Source organism: Vibrio cyclitrophicus (genome assembly GCA_023206055.1).
GTDB classification, from domain to species: Bacteria; Pseudomonadota; Gammaproteobacteria; order Enterobacterales; family Vibrionaceae; genus Vibrio; species Vibrio cyclitrophicus_A.
This window is the reverse complement of sequence record CP065366.1, coordinates 1,093,241-1,114,346: the sequence shown is the minus strand read 5'-3', so window position 1 is coordinate 1,114,346 and position 21,106 is coordinate 1,093,241. Positions and strand designations below refer to the sequence as shown.

Annotated in this window: 6 protein-coding genes; 4 read left to right on the top strand and 2 right to left on the bottom strand. The window is 47.5% G+C overall.

The window, feature by feature from the left end:
* Positions 1–713: 713 nt before the first annotated feature.
* From ITG09_04940 to pfaD, 4 genes are read left to right on the top strand one after another with little or no spacing between them, the layout of a single operon-like run.
* Positions 714–8,573 carry an acyltransferase domain-containing protein gene (locus ITG09_04940; protein UPR52983.1) on the top strand — a complete coding sequence of 2,620 codons (7,860 nt, stop codon included), beginning with the start codon at positions 714–716 and terminating at the stop codon, positions 8,571–8,573.
* Positions 8,573–10,621, top strand: coding sequence for a PfaB family protein (locus ITG09_04935; GenBank protein ID UPR52982.1), 2,049 nt, complete (start codon positions 8,573–8,575; stop codon positions 10,619–10,621). Before ITG09_04940 ends, ITG09_04935 begins: the two co-directional genes overlap by 1 nt.
* Positions 10,618–16,584 carry a 3-hydroxyacyl-[acyl-carrier-protein] dehydratase FabA gene (locus ITG09_04930; GenBank protein ID UPR52981.1) on the top strand — a complete coding sequence of 1,989 codons (5,967 nt, stop codon included), beginning with the start codon at positions 10,618–10,620 and terminating at the stop codon, positions 16,582–16,584. The genes ITG09_04935 and ITG09_04930 overlap by 4 nt, the downstream gene beginning before the upstream one ends.
* Positions 16,585–16,614: 30 nt before the next feature.
* Positions 16,615–18,252: an eicosapentaenoate synthase subunit PfaD gene (gene pfaD, locus ITG09_04925; protein UPR52980.1), complete on the top strand. Its 1,638-nt coding sequence runs from the start codon at positions 16,615–16,617 to the stop codon at positions 18,250–18,252.
* Between the two features lie 96 nt (positions 18,253–18,348).
* Here the strand turns inward: pfaD and hflX are convergent, their stop codons facing one another.
* Both hflX and ugpC read right to left on the bottom strand, forming a co-directional pair.
* A complete protein-coding gene (gene hflX, locus ITG09_04920) occupies positions 18,349–19,716 on the bottom strand; it encodes a GTPase HflX (protein UPR52979.1) in 1,368 nt (455 codons plus the stop codon).
* A 272-nt stretch (positions 19,717–19,988) separates the two neighbouring features.
* Positions 19,989–21,101 (bottom strand): sn-glycerol-3-phosphate ABC transporter ATP-binding protein UgpC, encoded by a 1,113-nt coding sequence (gene ugpC, locus ITG09_04915; GenBank protein UPR52978.1) that lies wholly within the window; start codon positions 21,099–21,101, stop codon positions 19,989–19,991.
* Positions 21,102–21,106 lie beyond the last annotated feature (5 nt).

The window sequence follows — 21,106 nt, the reverse complement described above, 5'->3', positions numbered from 1 at the left end:
TCGAACTCACTTCTATAAACCACTCTTCAAAACACGATTGGAACAACCAAATCGAACAAATTTAACTCATCTATGATTTAAGCGGAACCTAGAGAATACGGGAGGGAAACGCCCTTCATATACGGACTTAAAACTAATTTTTAAAATAATAACAAATTAAAACACAGATCACACTTAGCCTTACACAAGAGGCATCCATTAAATGTTACTTACAAAAATATGACATAGATCTCACCAAGTCAAAATATAGAGTAAAAACACTAAAAAACAACCCATACCCATTAATTATCAATAAGTTAATTAAATTAAAAATACAAAAATCAAAACCATGCCAAATTCATCTGGTCTGAACAGATCATAGTGGCCTCTGGGAGCATTGTATCGACAACTCACCTCGGGTAGCCTGCTCAACCATTAAACAAATTCACACGTTTTCTTTGCGGATACCGACTTGTCATTTAGTCAGACTTTGAACAGGATTTTAATGGACATCGCCTCAACATTTGAATGCCACCGTCGCGCATGAAGCACCTCCCCTATTCTCGTAAGTCAACGCACTTCGAAAGCCTAATTTCTATCTGGTTGCCGCCACTCAGCAACCTGAATTTTCAGCTGCGCTTCCCAAAATCTGTTTCAGATTTTCTTTCTATAGCTTTAAAAGCGCAGCCTCAAAACACGACATCGCCCTCAGTGATTTCAAGTGGAGACTCATAATGAGCCAACCCGAAAAAAATACACCGGAATCAGTCGACGACACTCGACTGAATAAACGTCTTAAAGACATGCCTATTGCTATCGTTGGTATGGCAAGCATGTTTGCGAACTCTCGCTACCTAAACAAATTCTGGGATTTGATCAGCGAAAAGATCGATGCAATTACCGAAGTGCCAGATACGCACTGGCGTCCAGAAGATTACTACGATGCAGATCGTACTACGCCAGACAAGTCTTACTGTAAGCGCGGTGGTTTCATCCCTGAAGTCGACTTCAACCCAATGGAGTTCGGTCTTCCGCCAAATATCCTAGAACTGACGGATACGTCACAGCTGCTTTCTCTGATCGTGGCAAAAGAAGTTCTTGAAGATGCCAAGCTGCCTGAAGGCTACGATCGCGACAAGATCGGTATCACGCTCGGTGTGGGTGGTGGTCAGAAGATCGCTCAAAGCCTGAATGCTCGTCTGCAATACCCTGTTTTGAAAAAAGTTTTCAAGAGCAGTGGCATCAACGACGAAGACAGCGAAATGCTGATCAAAAAATTCCAAGACCAATACATCCACTGGGAAGAGAACTCATTCCCTGGTTCATTGGGTAACGTAATTTCAGGTCGTATTGCTAACCGCTTTGACCTTGGTGGCATCAACTGTGTCGTAGACGCTGCGTGTGCAGGTTCTCTAGCCGCAATGCGCATGGCTCTAAGTGAGTTAGTTGAAGGCCGCAGTGAAATGATGATCACAGGTGGTGTGTGTACTGATAACTCACCAACCATGTACATGAGCTTCTCTAAAACGCCAGCATTTACCACCAATGAAACCATTCAACCTTTCGACATCGACTCAAAAGGCATGATGATTGGTGAAGGTATCGGCATGGTTGCTCTTAAGCGTCTTGAAGATGCAGAGCGCGACGGCGACAGAATCTACTCAGTGATTAAAGGTGTCGGTTCTTCTTCGGATGGTAAGTTCAAAAGCATTTACGCGCCTCGCCCTGAAGGACAAGCAAAAGCACTGAAACGTGCTTACGATGATGCTGGTTTCGCACCGCACACACTTGGCCTGCTAGAGGCGCACGGTACAGGTACTGCAGCGGGTGATGTGGCTGAATTTGGTGGCTTAAACTCGGTATTTAGTGAGAACAATGAAGAGAAGCAACACATTGCGTTAGGCTCTGTGAAATCTCAAATTGGTCACACTAAATCAACTGCGGGTACTGCAGGTTTAATCAAAGCTGCATTAGCACTGCACCACAAAGTACTGCCGCCAACGATTAACGTATCAGCTCCGAATCCTAAGTTGGATATCGAGAACTCACCGTTCTACCTAAACACACAAACGCGTCCTTGGATGAAACGTGTCGACGGCACACCACGCCGTGCAGGTATCAGCTCATTCGGTTTTGGTGGCACTAACTTCCACGTGGTATTGGAAGAGTACACACCAGAACACGCTCGCGGTGACAAATACCGTCAGCGCCAAGTACCGCAAACTCTGTTATTCAGCGCGGAATCTCGTCAAGCACTGATCAATGAGCTCAAGCAGGTTTCAACTCAAGCTGCAGATGCGGCATTCAAACTAGAAGCGCTTGCTGAGCAGCACGCTCTACGCGAAGTAGACGCTAAGCACGCTCGTCTTGGTTTAGTTGTCACTGACCAATCAGACCTTCAAGCGCAACTGACTCAAGCGGTTTCTATGCTTGAGAGCCAAACCAAAACACATTGGCAGATGCCAAACGGTACTAACTACCGTGAGTCGGCACTGATTGCTGAAAACGGCGCAGGTAAAGTGGCAGCGCTATTTGCAGGTCAAGGTTCGCAATACCTAAACATGGGTCGCGAGCTTGCTTGTCATTACCCTGAGATGCGCCAACAGCTTGCTCAAGCGGATCAAGTATTTGGTCAGCACAAGAAAACAGCTCTGTCGCAAATTCTGTTTCCAATTCCAACCTTCACACCGGAAGCAACCAAAGCTCAAGAAGCGGTACTAACCAACACGGCCAATGCGCAGAGTGCGATTGGTACTGTGTCTATGGGTCAGTTCGACATCATGACTCAAGCTGGCTTCAAAGCAGACATGGTTGCAGGCCACAGCTTTGGTGAGCTAAGCGCATTATGTGCATCGGGTGTTATCTCGCAAGACGATTACTACCAGTTAGCTTTCGCTCGTGGCGATGCGATGGCGGCGACACCTGAACAAGGCGACAGCGGTACTATGTTTGCGGTCATCCTAGACGCAGACAAGCTTCCAGCCGTTGAAAACTGTATCAGCCAATTCGAAGGCGTGAGTATTGCCAACTACAACGCTCCGACTCAACTGGTTATTGCAGGTCCAACTGCAACGGTTCAACAAGCAGCACAAGCGCTAACTGAACAAGGCTTCAAGGCGATTGCTCTGCCAGTGTCTGGTGCTTTCCACACACCGCTTGTTGCTCACGCTCAAAAACCATTTGCTTCTGCAATTGATAAAGCTTCATTCAGCGCTCCAACGCTGCCGCTTTACTCAAACGCAACGGGCAAACTGCACAGCAAAGACGCGAAAGCGATCAAGAAAGCGTTCAAGCAACACATGCTGCAATCGGTTCGTTTCAGCGAGCAAATTGAAGCGATGTATGAAGCCGGTGCGCGTGTATTCGTTGAGTTCGGTCCAAAGAACATTCTTCAAAAGCTGGTTGAGAAAACATTGGCTGATAAGAACGAAGAGCTTTACGCAATCAGCATCAACCCAAGCCCTAAAAGCGACAGTGACCAACAGCTTCGTTTAGCTGCGGTTCAACTGTGCGTGGCAGGTGTTTCATTAGACAACATTGACCCTTACCAAGCTGACATTGCTGAACCTGCAAAGGCATCACCAATGAACATCAAGCTGAATGCAACCAACTACATCAGCCCTGCTACTCGTAAGAAAATGGATCAATCATTGGCTTCGGGCAACGTCACCGAAAAGACTGAGATTGTTGAAGTGAAAGTTGAAGTCGAAAAAATCGTGGAAAAAGAAGTGATTAAAACAGAAATCGTTGAAGTACCTGTGGCTGCTCCTCAAGCTTCAAATGTACAACAATCAGTTGCAGCACCAAGTATACAAGTAGCAACAGCAACTCAGCAGCCTCAGGTAGCACAACCTGCACCAGCGACTATTCAGCCAGCAGCTCAAGTAACAGTTGATGAGTCTTCATTGCAATCGTTCTTCAATGCTCAACAACAAGCAGCAGAAGTACATCAGCAATTCTTGGCGATTCCTCAGCAATACGGTGACACATTCAACACCCTAATGTCTGAGCAAGCGAAAATGGCAACAGCAGGCGTAGCCATTCCTGAGAACCTACAGCGTTCTATGGAAATGTTCCACCAGCACCAAGCTGAAACGCTAAAAGCTCACGCTCATTACCTAGAAATGCAAGCGCACAGCAACAACTCAGCACTTAATATGCTGACGCAAGGTTCAGTACAAACGGCACAACCCACCTTCGTTGCGCCAGTAAATGCTCAGCCAGCGATTCAAGCTCCAGCTACTCAAACTACTCCAGCAGCTATCGTCCAACAGCCGGTAGCTCAAGTACAAGCGACTCCTGTACAAGCTCAGCCTGTTCAAGCTGCGTCGGTTCAAAATACAACAACTCAGAAAGCTCCAGTACAGAAAACCGCTCCTGCTCCACAAGTAGCGGCTCAAGCGGCAGCACCGGTTGCAGCTCAACCTGTGCCAGTTAAAGCGCAACCGGCTCCTGTGGCTGCACCAATAGCAGTACAATCAGCAGATGCTGAAAAAGTGATGCTAGAAGTGGTCGCTGAGAAAACGGGTTACCCAACGGAAATGCTTGATCTAGAAATGGACATGGAAGCAGACCTTGGTATCGACTCAATCAAGCGCGTAGAGATCCTTGGTACCGTTCAAGACGAGATGCCAAATCTACCTGAGCTGAACCCTGAAGATCTAGCTGAGTGTCGTACTCTTGGTGAAATCGTTACTTACATGAACAGCAAGATGCCAGCATCAGCGCCTGTGGCAGCACAGCCAAGCGCAGCTGCTCCTGTTCAAGCCGCTAACGGTCTTGATGCGAAAGTCGTTCAACAAACCATGCTAGAAGTGGTTGCTGAGAAAACCGGTTACCCAACGGAAATGCTTGATCTAGAAATGGATATGGAAGCAGACCTTGGTATCGACTCAATTAAACGTGTTGAGATTCTTGGTACGGTTCAAGATGAACTGCCTACTCTTCCAGAGCTAAACCCTGAAGATTTAGCTGAGTGTCGCACTCTTGGCGAAATCGTTGCTTACATGAACAGCAAGCTTCCGGCTTCTGCTCCAGTCTCTTCACAAGCACTAGTAGTTGCTCCGGCAACAGCTAGCAATGGTCTAGATGCGGCTGTCGTTCAAAAAACCATGTTAGAAGTAGTGGCAGAGAAGACGGGCTACCCGACTGAAATGCTAGACCTAGCAATGGACATGGAAGCTGACCTTGGTATCGACTCAATCAAACGTGTTGAAATTCTAGGTACAGTTCAAGACGAGCTACCGACTCTTCCAGAGCTAAACCCTGAAGACTTAGCTGAATGTCGCACTCTGGGCGAAATCGTAGCCTACATGAACAGTAAGCTTCCAGCTTCTGCTCCAGTAGCGGCTCAAGCATCTGCACCAGCGCAAGCAGTATCAAACAGTTTAAACGCAGAACAAGTTCAAAGCACAATGCTGAGTGTAGTGGCTGATAAAACAGGCTACCCAACAGAAATGCTCGACCTAGCAATGGACATGGAAGCAGACCTTGGCATCGACTCAATCAAACGTGTTGAGATCCTTGGAACAGTTCAAGACCAGCTACCAACATTGCCAGAGCTAAACCCTGAAGACCTAGCTGAATGTCGTACTCTGGGTGAAATCGTTGACTACATGAACAGCAAGTTAGCTCCTAGTTCGGAAGCAGCGACAGTAGCTCCTGCTGCAGAAGTAGAGGCAATTGTAGAAAGCGCAAGCAACGACCTAAACCCTGCTCACGTTCAATCAACAATGATGGAAGTGGTTGCCGACAAAACAGGCTACCCAGCAGAAATGCTCGACCTAGCGATGGACATGGAAGCAGACCTTGGTATCGACTCAATCAAACGCGTTGAGATCTTGGGTACGGTTCAAGACCAGCTACCAACGCTGCCAGAGCTAAACCCTGAAGACCTAGCTGAGTGTCGTACGCTTGGTGAAATCGTTACTTACATGCAAAGCAAGCTATCCGCTGCTGCACCCGTAGCGACTCCAAAAGCTGAATCAGTAACGCCTATCGCAGAAACAGCGACAGCGGAACTTCCTCCACACAATGAGGTGGCGCTAAAAAAGCTACCAGCGGCAGATAAACTCGTCGATTGTTTCTCAAAAGACGCTTGTGTCGTGATCACAGATGATGGTCACAACGCTGGTGTTCTAGCAGAAAAGTTGACCGCTAACGGCATTCAAGTTGCTGTAGTGCGTAGTGCTCTTTCTGCCGCGTCACCTTTAAACAGTGAAATCGCAAGCTACACACTCAACAGCGTTGATGATGCTGGTGTGACTGCGGTTATTAAAGATATCGAAGCAGACCTTAAAACGTCGAACAAAGTGATTGCTGGCTTCATTCACCTACAAACTATCGTTGATGCAAAACAAAGCAACGAGCAAGCGGTTAACTTGAATGTAGACTCAAGAGCTTCACTGACGACAGCGTTCTTATTCGCCAAGCACCTAAATGGCCAACTGAATGCGATTTCTGGTCGCAGCGTGTTCTTCACACTAAGCCGTATCGATGGTGGCTTTGGTTACCTGGATGCTAAGCAACTAGCGAATGCAGAACTTAACCAAGCCGCATTGTCTGGTCTCACTAAGACACTAAGCCATGAATGGTCAAACGTGTTCTGCCGTGCATTGGATGCTGACGCTTCTATTGATGCTCGTCACCTAGCTGAAGCTATCACAGGTGAACTGTTCGATATCGATACCAACACGGTTGAAATCGGCCTTAGCCATGCGGAAAACGGTGAATCTGGTCGTGCAACACTGATTGCGACAACACCAGGCGCTGCACAAACTAAAAACACAGGCGCTCAACTCACCAAGAGCGACAAAGTTCTCGTAACTGGTGGCGCTAAAGGCGTGACGTTTGAATGTGCACTGACGCTTGCTAAGCAATGTAAATCTCATTTCATTCTTGCAGGTCGTAGTAAGCATATTACTTCAGCTGAGCTACCTCAGTGGGCACAAGGCAAGCAAGAGAAAGAGCTAAAACCTGCTGCAATTGCGCACCTACAAGCGACGGGTGATAAGCCAACGCCGAAAAAAGTTGATGCCTTGCTAAAACCGGTACTGAGCAGCCTTGAAATCAACGCAGCACTTGCCGCTTTCAACGAGATTGGCGCGAGCGCTGAATACCTAAGCCTAGATGTATCGAACCATGAGTCAGTAGCGAAAGCGCTGGCGAATTTCGAAGGCATCACGGGTCTTATCCACGGTGCAGGCGTACTGGCTGACAAGCACATTCAAGATAAAACACTTGATGAACTGAACATGGTTTACGGCACGAAAGTGGGCGGACTAGAAGCGGTTCTTGGTGGTCTTGATAGCAGCAAGCTAAAACTGATTGCGATGTTTTCTTCGGCGGCGGGTTTCTACGGAAACACAGGCCAAAGTGATTACTCGATGTCTAACGAAATCCTAAACAAAGCGGCTCTGCAGCTGTCTGCTCGTAACCCTCAAGCAAAAGTGATGAGCTTCAACTGGGGACCGTGGGACGGTGGCATGGTAAACGCAGCACTGAAACGTATGTTTACAGAGCGCGGTGTGTACGTGATTCCTCTTCAGGCGGGTGCAGAGCTATTTAGTTCTCAACTACTGAACGAAACTGGCATTCAATTGCTGGTTGGTACGAGCATGCAAGGTTCTGACAATAAGGAAGCTGCTGTAAAAAAGCTTAATGCGGAGTCTGTGCATCTTGCAAAGAGTCCGCTGAATACAAGCATCACTGTGACACGTCATCTTGATCCAAAGGCATTGCCTTTCATTCAAGATCACTGCATTGCCGGTAACCCAGTGTTACCGACAGTGTGTGCCATCCAATGGATGCGTGAAGTCGCAGAGCAACTGTTAGGGGTGAACGTTAGCGTTCACAACTACAAACTGCTGAAAGGTGTGATTTTTGATACCGATGAAGTGCAAGAGCTGAAACTAGTTCTTTCTTCTGATGCTAAATCAAAAGATCAGCTAAAAGCGGTGATCAGTTGCCAAGGGCGACCACAGTATCAAGCTCAGTTGCAAGTTGCCTCTGTGCAAGTGTCTGAAGATGTTCAACAAGCGTCAGTAGAACGCTTTGAGGCCAACACTTCAGCACCTGTAACAACGGCACAAGCTCTATACAGTGACGGCACTCTGTTTCATGGACCAAGATTGCAAGGTATTACTTCAGTCGAACGCTTTGACGACTTAGGCTTATTGGCTCAGTGCCAGTTGCCTCAGATTGAAAACAGCGACTGCGGATCATTTATTCCTAAGCAAGGCTTTGGCGATAGCCAACCATTTGCTGAAGATTATCTGTTGCAAGCCATGTTGGTATGGGCTCGATTGAAATACGGCGCGGCAAGCCTACCGTCTGCAATTGGTGAGTTTGTTTGTTACGCACCGATGCACAATGGTGACCAAGGTTGGCTAGAACTGAGCGTGATAAAAAGCACGGCTCGTTCTCTGCAAGCTGATATCTCGCTTTACCACCAAGATGGTCGTTTAAGTGCGGTAATGAAAGGTGCAAAAGTCACCATCAGCAAGAGCTTAAACGACGCATTTTTGCCGAAATCTAGCTCAGCAGTATCGAAGAAAGAGGCGACTAAGAACGCAGAAAAGGAGCAATTGTCATAGTGACTGTTCCTACTAATAAAGCGATGCCATTGCGCATCGCTCTTTTAGCTCAGCCAGCAAACGCGGCTGAGCTTTCTGCCGACTTATCACCTTCGCTTCCAGAGATTGTTACTGTTGTGGTTGATGGCAATTTTAATCAAGCACTTAGCCGTGCGATTGAGACTGTAAATCAAGGCACTGCTGTTAAACTCTGTTTGGATTCTCACTCTCCATCATTGGTGATGTTGAGTGCACTGACCGCGGCTCAAAACAAGATTCACCCACACGCTTATCTAGCGGGTTTTGTAGATACAGCTACTGGAGATAGCGTTCAGCTTGCTCTGGATATTGCGCGCCGCCCCGCGACAGATTTAAGCCATCAACAACAATATTCTGCACTCTCTGCTTCGCAGCAGTTTGATGAATTGTTGAATATAGTTAATGCGATATCGAGCCGTTCATTACCGAGCCATTCATTACCTAACCATTACTGGTTCACTGAGCCGAACAAAGCACGTGTTGCTGCGTTAACTTTCAGTGACGATAGCCAAAAAGCCACCAGCCTGATATTGACTCAAGCGACCGGTTTGCGAGAACCAAAACCCTTGCTATCAAGCGAGCGTTTGATGTTTGTGGTTTCAGGCAACGAACAAGCCGAGTTGGTTTCTCAGTTAATCTCGTTAAGAGAAGAGCTTAAATGCATTAACGAAGCGGCAGACAGCAAACTTGCTATCGCCAGCTTGATACATTCAAACCTAAGCCACTTCCAAAACGCTCAACACAATGCTGTTCTTGGCGCGAACATCGTGATTCAAGCGGCTTCAATTGAGGCTGCACTACAAGAAATCACTGCGCTAGAAAATGCGTTGCCAAAAGTAATGGCAGACAATAGTAAATACAAAACCCCAGCGGGCAGTTGTTTCTCACCAAAACCTCAAAGCAAAGGTGGCGTTGCATTTGTTTACCCTGGTGTTGGCACGGTTTATCCCGGTATGTTGCGCGAGTTTCACCACCATTTCCCACAGTTATTTGCTCGTTTAGAACGTGAAGGTAACTTGAAAGAGATGCTGCAGGCCGACAGAACCTACGCTGAAGACTCGCAAGAAATGTCACTCAGTGAGCTGGCAATTGCAGGTGTGGGCAGTAGTTATCTGTTAACACAACTGCTGTGTGATGAATTCAAAGTGCAGCCAGATTTCGCCTTGGGCTACTCCAAGGGTGAAGCTTCCATGTGGGCGAGCTTAAATGTTTGGAAAAATCCGCATGCGCTGATTGAGATGACTCAAACCAGTCCTATCTTCACCACGGCTATTTCTGGTGAACTCACCGCAGTGCGTCAAGATTGGCAGCTGAACGGCGACGAAAGCATCCAATGGAATAGCTTTGTGGTTCGAAGTGATGCGCAAGCGATTGAGGCTCTGTTACCAGAATTCCCACGCGCTTATCTCGCTATCATCCAAGGTGACACCTGCGTACTGGCTGGTTGTGAAACCACATGTCGTGCATTGCTCAAGAAACTGGGTAAGCGTGGCATTGCCGCGAATCGTGTTACTGCCATGCACACCACGCCAGCGTTGAGCCAGCATAGCCAAGTGCAGGAGTTTTACACGCAACCACTGTTCGACGAGTTGCCAAAACATATCCGCTTTATCAGCGCAGCAGGTCTACCGACTGGCACACCAATCAATATCGACAGCGACAGCATCGCCCTTTCGATTGCCGACACTTTCTGTTCAACGTTAGATTTCACCGCGTTGATCCAGAGTGCACGTCAACAAGGTGCGCGTCTGTTTGTCGAAGTCGGTGCCGATCGTCAAACCAGCACATTGATCGACAAGATCAATCGTAGCGACAACGTAGCCGACCAATACTGCACAATCGCTTCCAATGCCAAGGGTGGCGACGATGTTGTCACGCTCATCAAGTGCATTGGTCAGCTCATTACTCATCAAATCCCACTGTCTGTCGAGCCACTTCTTCAAGGGCTAGAACAACAGATGACCGCCGCTAAGCAAGTAAGTGGTGTACCTGAAGGCAGCGCAGTGAATCATCAAGGAGAGCTAGTATGAGTTCTCAATATCAGGCTCAAGCCAAGACTAAGCAGCAAGTGAAGTGCAATAAGATCGCGATTGTCGGTATTGCTAACCAATACCCCGAAGCTGATACGCCAAAAGATTTTTGGCAAAACTTGCTGGATAAAAAAGATTCTCGAACCACATTAAGCGCTGAAAAGTTAGGTGCTAAACCTGAAAGCTATCAGGGCGTGCAAGGTGAGTCAGACCGCTTTTACTGTGACAAAGGCGGCTACATTGAAAACTTCAATTTCGATAGCAATGGCTACCGCTTAACAGCAGAATCATTCAACGGTGTTGACCAAAGTTTCCTATGGGCTTTGGATACCAGTCGTAAGGCGTTAGTCGACGCTGGCATTGATTTAAATGCCGATGTTTTAGAGCGCACAGGCGTGATCATGGGTGCCCTTTCGTTCCCAACCACACGCTCAAACGACTTGTTTTTGCCGGTGTATCACTCGGTGGTCGAGAAAGCACTTAAAGATAAATTAGCTAATGACCAATTTTCATTGCTACCAACCAATGAAACCGCTCAAGACCTCAACCCTATCAATGGTGCTGCAGCACATAACGCCTCTAAGTTAGTGGCTGATGCATTGGGTCTAGGCAACGTGCAACTTAGCCTAGACGCGGCATGTGCAAGCTCAGTGTATTCATTGAAGTTAGCGTGTGATTACTTGAACACGGGCAAAGCCGACATGATGTTGGCAGGCGCGGTATCAGGGGCTGACCCATTCTTTATCAACATGGGTTTTTCCATTTTCCACGCTTACCCTGACCACGGTGTGTCGGTTCCGTTTGATAGCAACAGTAAAGGTCTGTTTGCTGGCGAAGGTGCCGGTGTTTTAGTCCTAAAACGCTTAGCTGATGCAGAGCGTGATGGCGACAACATCTACGCAGTCGTCAGCGGTATTGGCTTGTCGAACGATGGTCGTGGTCAGTTCGTATTAAGCCCAAATAGCAAAGGGCAAGTACAAGCCTTTGAACGCGCTTACGAAGCATCAAACCTAACACCAGACAGCATTGAGGTGATTGAGTGTCACGCAACCGGCACACCATTAGGTGACAAGGTTGAGTTAACCTCAATGGAGCGTTTCTTTGCTGACAAACTGAATGGTTCTAACCCGCCATTGATTGGCTCTGCGAAGTCAAACCTCGGTCACTTACTGACTGCGGCAGGTATGCCAGGGATCATGAAGATGATCTTTGCGATGAAAGAAGGCGTGCTTCCTCCAAGTATTAATTTGGACAAACCACTGTCTTCACCAGAAGGTTTATTTGGTTCACAGACTCTGCCAACGCAGGTTCAACCTTGGCCAAGTAAAGCGGGTAACCAAGAGCGCTGTGCGGGTGTTTCTGTATTTGGTTTCGGTGGTTGTAACGCTCACTTACTGCTTGAAGCGTATTCAGACACCAGTCATGTAAACCAGACTCTAGAGTCAGCGTCTCCAAGCCTACAACCGTCTAATTTAAGCATTACTGGTCTAGCGTCTCACTTCGGTTCTCTGCAAAGCATCAATGCGCTAAGCACTGCGATTGAGACCAATAACGATGCTTTCATTGCTTTGCCTAAGAAACGCTGGAAAGGCTTAGACCAACATCCAGAACTACTGAATCAGTTTGGTTTACATGGTATTCCAAACGGAGCCTACATCGATCAATTCGATCTCGATTTCCTACGCTTCAAAGTGCCGCCTAATGAAGATGACCGTTTGATCTCTCAGCAGTTGCTACTGATGAAAGTTGCAGACGAAGCGATCAAAGACGCCAAGCTCGTGGCAGGCCAAAAGGTTGCAGTACTGGTAGCGATGGAAACAGAGCTTGAGATGCACCAATTCCGTGGACGCGTAAACCTGCATAGCCAATTGGCTGACAGCTTTGCCAACATGGGTATTGAGCTAACACAAGACGAATACAAATCGCTAGAAACCATCGCGATGGACAGTGTGATGGATGCAGCCAAGCTGAACCAATACACCAGTTTCATCGGCAATATCATGGCTTCGCGTATCTCTTCATTGTGGGACTTTAACGGCCCTGCCTTTACGATCTCAGCAGCTGAACAGTCGGTTGCTCGTTGTATCGATGTCGCGCAAAACCTAATGTCGCAAGAATCAATGGACGCAGTCGTGATTGCAGCCGTTGACCTTAGTGGCAGTGCAGAGCATGTGATTCTGAAGAACAGCGTCAGCCCAGTGTCGCTTGCTCCAAAATTCGGACAACCGCAAGACGGCAGTTGGAATGTGGGCGAAGGCGCAGGTGCGATTGTTCTTGTTGAAGAGAGTCGAGTAGCGCGCAACCAAGACACGGCTTACGGCAGCATCAACGCATTGGCCTTTGGTTCAAGCGAGCGTAACAACGCCGTTACTGATGAATTACTGACTCAAGTCAGTATGAGCTCGAACGATGTTTCTCTGCTTGAGCTTAACCATGCATCAGAGCCTTCATCATATCAGTCTTCGTCACATGAATCTTCGCCTATCAGCCTAGGGAACACAAAGACGACTCAAGCGAGCCAACGTGTGGGTCATTGCTCTGCAGCTTCTGGTATGGCGAGCCTGCTACACGGTCTGCTTAACCTGAACCTTGCACCTATGAATTCAAGCATCAGTTCTAAGAACGCGATTGTTGCCAACATCAGCGAAGGACAATGTTCACAGCTGCTACTAAACCAATCGAGTGTTGAATCTCAATCACTTTCTGTTCGTTTAAGAAGTGAACTGGCAAGTGATGCTAAGCGTCAATTGGTTAAACAAGTGACTCTCGGTGGACGCGATATTTATCAACACATCGCAGAGACACCAATCGCTAACCTAGCGCACATTCAACAGAAAGCTTCTGGCAAACAAGCGGCAAGAGTGGCGTCGATTCCTACGACAGCAAGCATTCAAGCAGCGCTTGCGCAAAAAGAGTTAGAGAAGAAGGCACTAACGAAGAACGCGATAGAGCCAGCCATCGAAACTCCTACATCAGTATCCCCTACTCTGGCGCAAACTCGCCACAGTCAGCTAACAGGTAACCACAGCAATATGACTCATGTCCTATCCGCTAAAAATAGCGCGTCTCAAATCGACGCAGCTTCACAGCAGCCGCAAAGCTTCAATCAACGTCAAGTAAGCCAAGATCAGGTAAGCCAAAACCAAGCGTTTGCTCAAAACCAGCAAGCAGCGCAGCAAGTACACAAAGCATTCCTGCACACTCGTGCCCAAGGCATGCAAATGGCTGATGCATTATTGAAAGCACAGTTAAACGCAATTACGTCTGGTTTAGATAGCTCAGCCGAAACATTAGCTCAGCCTGTTCAAGCTAAACCGGCTCCGGTTCAGTCAGTACCAGTCAACGTACTTGCGACACCAGCACCAGTAAAACCTATCCGTAAACCATGTATCTGGGATTACGATGATCTGGTTGAATACGCCGAAGGCGATATCGCCAATGTATTTGGCCCTGATTACGCAATCATCGATAGCTACTCGCGCCGCGTTCGCTTGCCAACCACTGACTACCTATTGGTATCTCGTGTAACCAAGCTAAACGCGACCGTTAACGAGTACAAGCCAAGCACAATGACCACCGAATACGACATCCCAGTTGATGCGCCGTATCTTGTTGATGGTCAGATCCCTTGGGCTGTTGCAGTTGAATCTGGTCAGTGTGATCTAATGCTGATCAGCTACTTAGGTATCGATTTTGAAAACAAAGGCGAGCGAGTTTATCGCCTGCTTGATTGTACGCTGACTTTCCTTGGTGACTTGCCTCGTGGTGGCGATACGCTGCGTTACGATATCTCAATCAACAACTTTGCTCGCAATGGCGACACGTTGCTGTTCTTCTTCTCGTACGAATGTTTCGTTGGCGACAAGATGATCCTGAAAATGGATAACGGCTGTGCGGGCTTCTTCACTGATGAAGAGCTAGCAGACGGCAAAGGTGTGATTCACACTGAAGATGAAATCAAGGCTCGTAAACTTGCCACTAAGCAACGCTTCGACCCGATGCTGCACTGTCCTAAAACGCAGTTTAACCACCAAGAACTGCGCCACCTGCTGACTGCAAACATCGCAGAATGTTTTGGCCCGACTCACCAATCTAATCGCCACCAGCCTTCTTTGTGCTTCAGCTCAGAGAAGTTCATGATGATCGAAAAGGTTAGCCGTGTTGAACCACAAGGTGGCACATGGGGACTTGGCTTAATTGAAGGTCACAAGCAGCTAGAGCTTGAGCACTGGTACTTCCCTTGTCACTTCAAAGATGACTCAGTAATGGCTGGATCTTTGATGGCAGAAGGTTGTGGTCAACTGCTTCAGTTCTTCATGATGCACCTTGGCATGCACACGCTTGTTCAAAATGGTCGTTTCCAACCGCTTGAAAATGCCCCTCAACAAGTACGTTGTCGTGGTCAAGTTCTACCACAATCGGCAGAACTGACTTACCGCATGGAAGTGACTGAGATTGGTCTAAGCCCTCGTCCATACGCGAAAGCCAACATCGATATTTTGCTGAACGGAAAAGTGATTGTTGATTTCCAAAACTTGGGTGTAATGATCAAAGAAGACGACGAATGTACTCGTTACCTACCTTCTTTAGAGACAACCGAACAAACGGTTATCACGACGCCTGCATTGCGAAGCTTGGCTGAAAAGCAAGTTCAACACATCGCTCAAACACCAGCAGTGAATCAACAAGCTTCAGCGAATGCGCCATTAATGGCTCAAATTGAAGACCTAGCAACAGCGCCAAATAAAGGAGTGGTTCCTCTTCAACACGTTGAAGCTCCGGTAACGCCTGATTATCCGAACCGCACACCAGATACAGTTCCGTTCACGCCTTATCACATGTTCGAATTCGCAACGGGCGATATCGAGAAATGTTTCGGTCCTGATTTCTCTATCTACCGTGGCATGATCCCACCACGTACTCCGTGTGGCGACCTACAGCTAACTACTCGTGTTGTTGAGATCGACGGTAAGCGTGGCGACTTCAAGAAACCTTCATCGTGTATCGCAGAGTACGAAGTGCCAGAAAATGCATGGTACTTTGATGAAAACAGCCACCAGACCCTAATGCCTTACTCGGTATTGATGGAGATTTCACTGCAGCCAAACGGCTTTATCTCTGGCTACATGGGCACCACGCTTGGTTTCCCAGGTGAAGAACTGTTTTTCCGTAACCTAGATGGCAGCGGCAAAATGCTGCGTAACGTCGACTTACGCGGCAAAACGATCACCAACGATTCTCGTCTGCTTTCAACGGTAATGATGGGTACCAACATCGTACAGAGCTTCAGCTTTGAACTGAGCACTGACGGCGTGCCTTTCTACCAAGGTACAGCGGTATTTGGTTACTTCAAAGGCGCGGCACTGAAAGACCAACTTGGTTTGGACAACGGTAAAGTGACTCACCCTTGGCACGTTGATAACAACCGCACACCAGATGTAAACATCAACCTGCTAGACAAAACGACGCGTTACTTCAATGCACCTGTTTCTGCTACTGGCGAAGTACAAGAGCACTACCAACTGGCTGGCGGTCGTTTGAACTTTATCGATACTGTGCAGATCACCAGCGATGGTGGTAAAGACGGTCTGGGTTACCTATACGCTGAGCGTACGATTGACCCAAGCGATTGGTTCTTCCAGTTCCACTTCCATCAAGATCCGGTAATGCCAGGTTCTCTAGGTGTCGAAGCGATCATCGAACTGATGCAAACCTACGCTCTAAATAAAGATCTTGGTGCTGGCTTCCGCAATCCTAAGTTTGGTCAAATCCAATCTGAAGTGAAATGGAAATACCGTGGTCAGATTAACCCTCTGAACAAACAGATGTCACTGGATGTACACATCACTGCAATCAAAGACGAAGACGGCAAACGCATCATCGTTGGCGACGCAAACCTGAGCAAAGATGGTCTGCGTATTTACGAAGTGAAAGACATCGCAATTTGTATCGAAGAAGCATAAGCCTGACACGGGACTAGGAAGGAAATAATTATGACAACTCAAACTACAGTCAATAACGAAAAGCTATCTCCGTGGCCTTGGCAGATCGAAGAGAGCACAACTCGCTTTGATAACGCGGCAATGTCGACAATAATGAAAGACTTAAGCCTTGCTTGTTACGTAGTGAATCACCCAGAAAAAGGCTTAGGCGTTAGCCAACAAGCAGAGATTGCATCAGGTGATTCAGCAAGTTCAGCGAACAACCAACCAGTTAGCGCATTTGCTCCTGCTCTTGGTACACAAAGCCTAGGCGACGAAGATTTTCGTCGCTGTCACGGCGTGAAATACGCTTACTATGCGGGCGCAATGGCAAACGGCATTTCATCTGAAGAGTTGGTGATTGCACTTGGTCAAGCTGGCATTCTTTGTTCATTTGGCGCGGCGGGCTTAATCCCGTCTCGCGTTGAGCAAGCGATCAACCGTATTCAAGCAGCACTGCCAAACGGTCCTTATGCGTTTAACCTGATTCACAGCCCAAGCGAACCCGCACTAGAGCGCGGCAGTGTAGAGCTGTTTTTGAAGCACAAAGTGAAAACCGTTGAGGCTTCAGCCTTCTTAGGTTTAACACCGCAAATCGTTCACTACCGTGCAGCTGGCCTTAGCCGCGATGCACAAGGTGAGATTCAGATTGGCAACAAGGTTATTGCTAAGGTAAGCCGTACTGAAGTCGCGAGTAAGTTCATGCAACCAGCTCCAGCTAAAATGCTGCAAGCTCTAGTTGATGAAGGTCGAATCACAGCAGAACAGATGGAACTGGCACAGCTGGTTCCTATGGCTGATGACATTACTGCAGAAGCCGATTCTGGTGGTCATACCGATAACCGTCCACTGGTTACCCTATTGCCAACGATTCTAGCGCTGAAAGAGCAAATCCAAGCACAGTACCAATTCAAAACTCCGCTACGTGTCGGTTGTGGTGGTGGCGTAGGCACGCCTGACGCGGCTCTAGCGACGTTTAACATGGGCGCGGCTTACATTGTTACTGGTTCAATCAACCAAGCGTGTGTTGAGGCTGGCGCAAGCGAACACACACGTAAGCTGCTTTCGACAACTGAAATGGCTGACGTGACGATGGCCCCGGCGGCAGACATGTTCGAAATGGGCGTGAAACTGCAAGTGGTTAAGCGTGGTACCTTGTTCCCAATGCGTGCCAACAAACTGTACGAACTTTACACTCGCTACGACTCAATTGAAGCGATTCCAGTAGAAGAGCGTCTGAAACTTGAGAAGCAAGTCTTCCGTTCAACACTGGATGATATTTGGGCAGGGACTGTGGCGCACTTTAACGAGCGTGATCCTAAACAGATCGAACGCGCTGAAGGCAACCCGAAGCGTAAGATGGCGTTGATTTTCCGTTGGTACTTGGGCCTTTCTAGCCGTTGGTCAAACACAGGTGAACAAGGTCGTGAGATGGATTATCAAGTATGGGCTGGCCCGGCACTTGGCGCATTCAACGCATGGGCAAAAGACAGCTATTTAGATGATTACCAACAGCGTAATGCCGTTGATCTTGCTAAGCATCTGATGCACGGTGCTGCGTACTTAGCTCGTGTTAACCTGCTGACTTCGCAAGGTATCAAGCTTGATCCAGAGCTAGCACGCTGGAAGCCGACGCAAAGAATGGCCTAGGCATTTCAATACAGCGTAATTAAGCTCAACGAATAAAAAAAGCGACCTTAACGGGTCGCTTTTCTTTTGGTTATTCTTCTTAAACTAGCTAAGAGATTAAGATTTCTGCATACGCTTTTTCAGTCGAGCTAAGTCAATTTCACTAGAGCGAACAGTCAACTTAATACACTCGTAATCGTACTCTTCTTTAACCACACTCATGTTTGAGCGAATCTCACCGATGATGCCTTGGCCAGAATAAGGAATCGTGATCTCTTCTTCGATCATGCCCTCTTCTGCAACACCAACGATGTACTTGTGCAGTTTCGTGATATCCAGAGGATCTCGAGTCGACGTCAGCATCGCATCTGGGAATTCTTCGATCAGCTCTAATTGCTGCTCTTCAGTCAATCTATCGCACTTATTCAGCACTAATAGTTTTTCGCTGCCTTCTACACCCACTTGAGCTAATACGTCGTGTACCACATCAAGCTGAGCTCGGAATGAAACGTCAGAAGCATCAACCACATAAAGCAGCAATGAAGCATCATGCGCTTCTGCTAGCGTTGAGTGGAATGAAGCAACCAGATCGTGTGGCAGTTTCTTAATGAAACCAACGGTGTCTGAAACCAAGATACGCGGTTGAGTAATTGGCTGAAGCGCACGAACCGTAGTGTCTAGCGTTGCGAACAGTTTATCTTCACCCACCACTTCGGTTGCGGTCATTGCACGCATCATCGAAGATTTACCGGCATTGGTGTAGCCAACTAAAGCAACAGTGAAAAGCTCCGCACGCCTTGTGCGTCGGGTCTTCATTTCATCTTGTACGCTTACTAGCTCACGCTTAAGCGCAGCAATTTGGTCACGTACGTTACGACGGTCTAGCTCAAGTGAAGTTTCACCGGCGCCCTGACCCATTTGACGCTCTTTATCACCCTCAGCCGTTTCACGCAGTCGCGGCACTAAGTAGTTTAGACGAGCGATATCAACTTGCAGACGAGCAGTACGAGTACGAGCGTGACGGCTGAAAATTTCGATGATGATACCAGTACGGTCAAATACTTCCACACCCAAACTCGCCTCAACAGTACGCATTTGAGATGGACTTAAATCACAGTCAAATACCACAACATCAGCGGCACCGTATTGGAAGTTACCCGTTGGAAGATCATCAAAATCTAGCTCATCGATTTCAGAATCAAACAAACCCGACTCATCAAGAAAGTCTTCATCTTCAGCTTCTTCAATAGAGCCTTGGTAACCAGTTAGATGTGCAATTTCGGCAAGCTTACCGGCACCCAACACATTCTGTCTTTGAGATGAACTGTGGTGTTGCGATTGCGTACCGACGACTTTAAACCCTAGGGTTGTCACTAAGCGAGCAAGTTCGGCAAGAGACTCTTTTGCTTCGTCACCTTTAAAATCCGGTGTCGTAATAGAAATAAGTAAAGCGTTATTCGCCGCTGGTTTTGCTGTTAGTTTCATGTATTCTTCTGTTTATGCACCAAGGTGCAACCTAGTTTTTGGTCTAAAGTAGTGTGATCCTACGCGTTTCTACGTCAGCTTTATAGAGCTAAGGGATACTAAATCAAGATATTATTGCAGTAGAAGCATATATATCGTTTATCCCTCTGTTTTTATAAGGGATAAAAAGCAAGTATAGACAACGAAAAAGGCAGCATCACATTACTTATTACTAGTTGGTGATACTGCCTTTGATTTAGACATGAACTTTGATTGTTAAACTAACTCAGCAACTAGAAGTCGATTCTCGCTTCGGTTTGAGCATCGAAGAATACCGCCTTTGATAAGTCAAAATGAAGCGGCGCCATTTGACCAACCGACACTTCAAATTCTGGCGATAAACGACACGCGACTTCTTGATCGTTCACTTTAACCATTGCGATGGTATCTGGCCCTGTTGGCTCCAACACTTCCAATTGCAGGTCTAGCTTTGTGGTTGCCGACACATCATCACCTTCTTGCTCGGTAATGTGCTCAGGACGCAACCCAATGACCAGTTCTTTACCATCTTGGTCACGCATACTCTGTGGCAATCGAATGTGGTGTTCTTGCTCCGCCGTACCAGTTACTTTGATGATCGGGTTCTGTTCCTCATCCAAGTCCACCATGGTTTTAATGAAGTTCATTGATGGTGAGCCCATAAAGCCCGCCACGAACATGTTGTTTGGCTTGGTGTAGATCTCTTGTGGTGTGCCTAACTGCTGCAGTTCACCGTCTTTCATTACTGCGATGCGATCCGCAAGAGTCATAGCTTCGATCTGATCATGGGTTACATAAACAATCGTGGTATTCAGCTTCTGGTGCAGACGTTTAATCTGATGGCGCATTTCAACACGCAGCTTGGCATCCAAGTTAGAAAGTGGCTCATCAAACAGATACAGCTTAGGACGACGAGCTAGAGCACGTCCCATCGCGACACGTTGACGCTGACCACCAGAAAGCTGCGACGGTTTACGATCCAGCAACTGTTCGATTTGCAGCATTTCCGCCACTCGGTTAACCTCAGCATCGATCTCTTGTTGCGGCATCTTGCGGATCTTCAAACCGAAAGCGATATTGCCGCGTACCGTCATGTTTGGGTAAAGCGCGTACGACTGGAATACCATCGCGATATCGCGATCTTTAGGTTCAACCTGCGCCACATCGACACCATCAATCACGATTTCACCCGAGCTAATATTTTCGAGCCCAGCGATGGTGTTCATTAGGGTGGATTTTCCACACCCCGAAGGGCCGACAAGTATCAAAAATTCCCCCGAATCGATACTGATGTCGATGCCCTTTAACGTTTCGTTGTCCGCGTTGCGATAGGTTTTACGGATCTGTTTTAAATCTAATGTTGCCATGGGTA

Bases quoted from the DNA above. Each gene is read 5' to 3' on its own strand.
- ITG09_04940 (UPR52983.1), top strand. From the start codon at position 714: ATGAGCCAACCCGAAAAAAATACACCGGAATCAGTCGACGACACTCGA.
- ITG09_04930 (UPR52981.1), top strand. From the start codon at position 10,618: ATGAGTTCTCAATATCAGGCTCAAGCCAAGACTAAGCAGCAAGTGAAG.
- pfaD (UPR52980.1), top strand. From the start codon at position 16,615: ATGACAACTCAAACTACAGTCAATAACGAAAAGCTATCTCCGTGGCCT.
- hflX (UPR52979.1), bottom strand. From the start codon at position 19,716: ATGAAACTAACAGCAAAACCAGCGGCGAATAACGCTTTACTTATTTCT.
- ugpC (UPR52978.1), bottom strand. From the start codon at position 21,101: ATGGCAACATTAGATTTAAAACAGATCCGTAAAACCTATCGCAACGCG.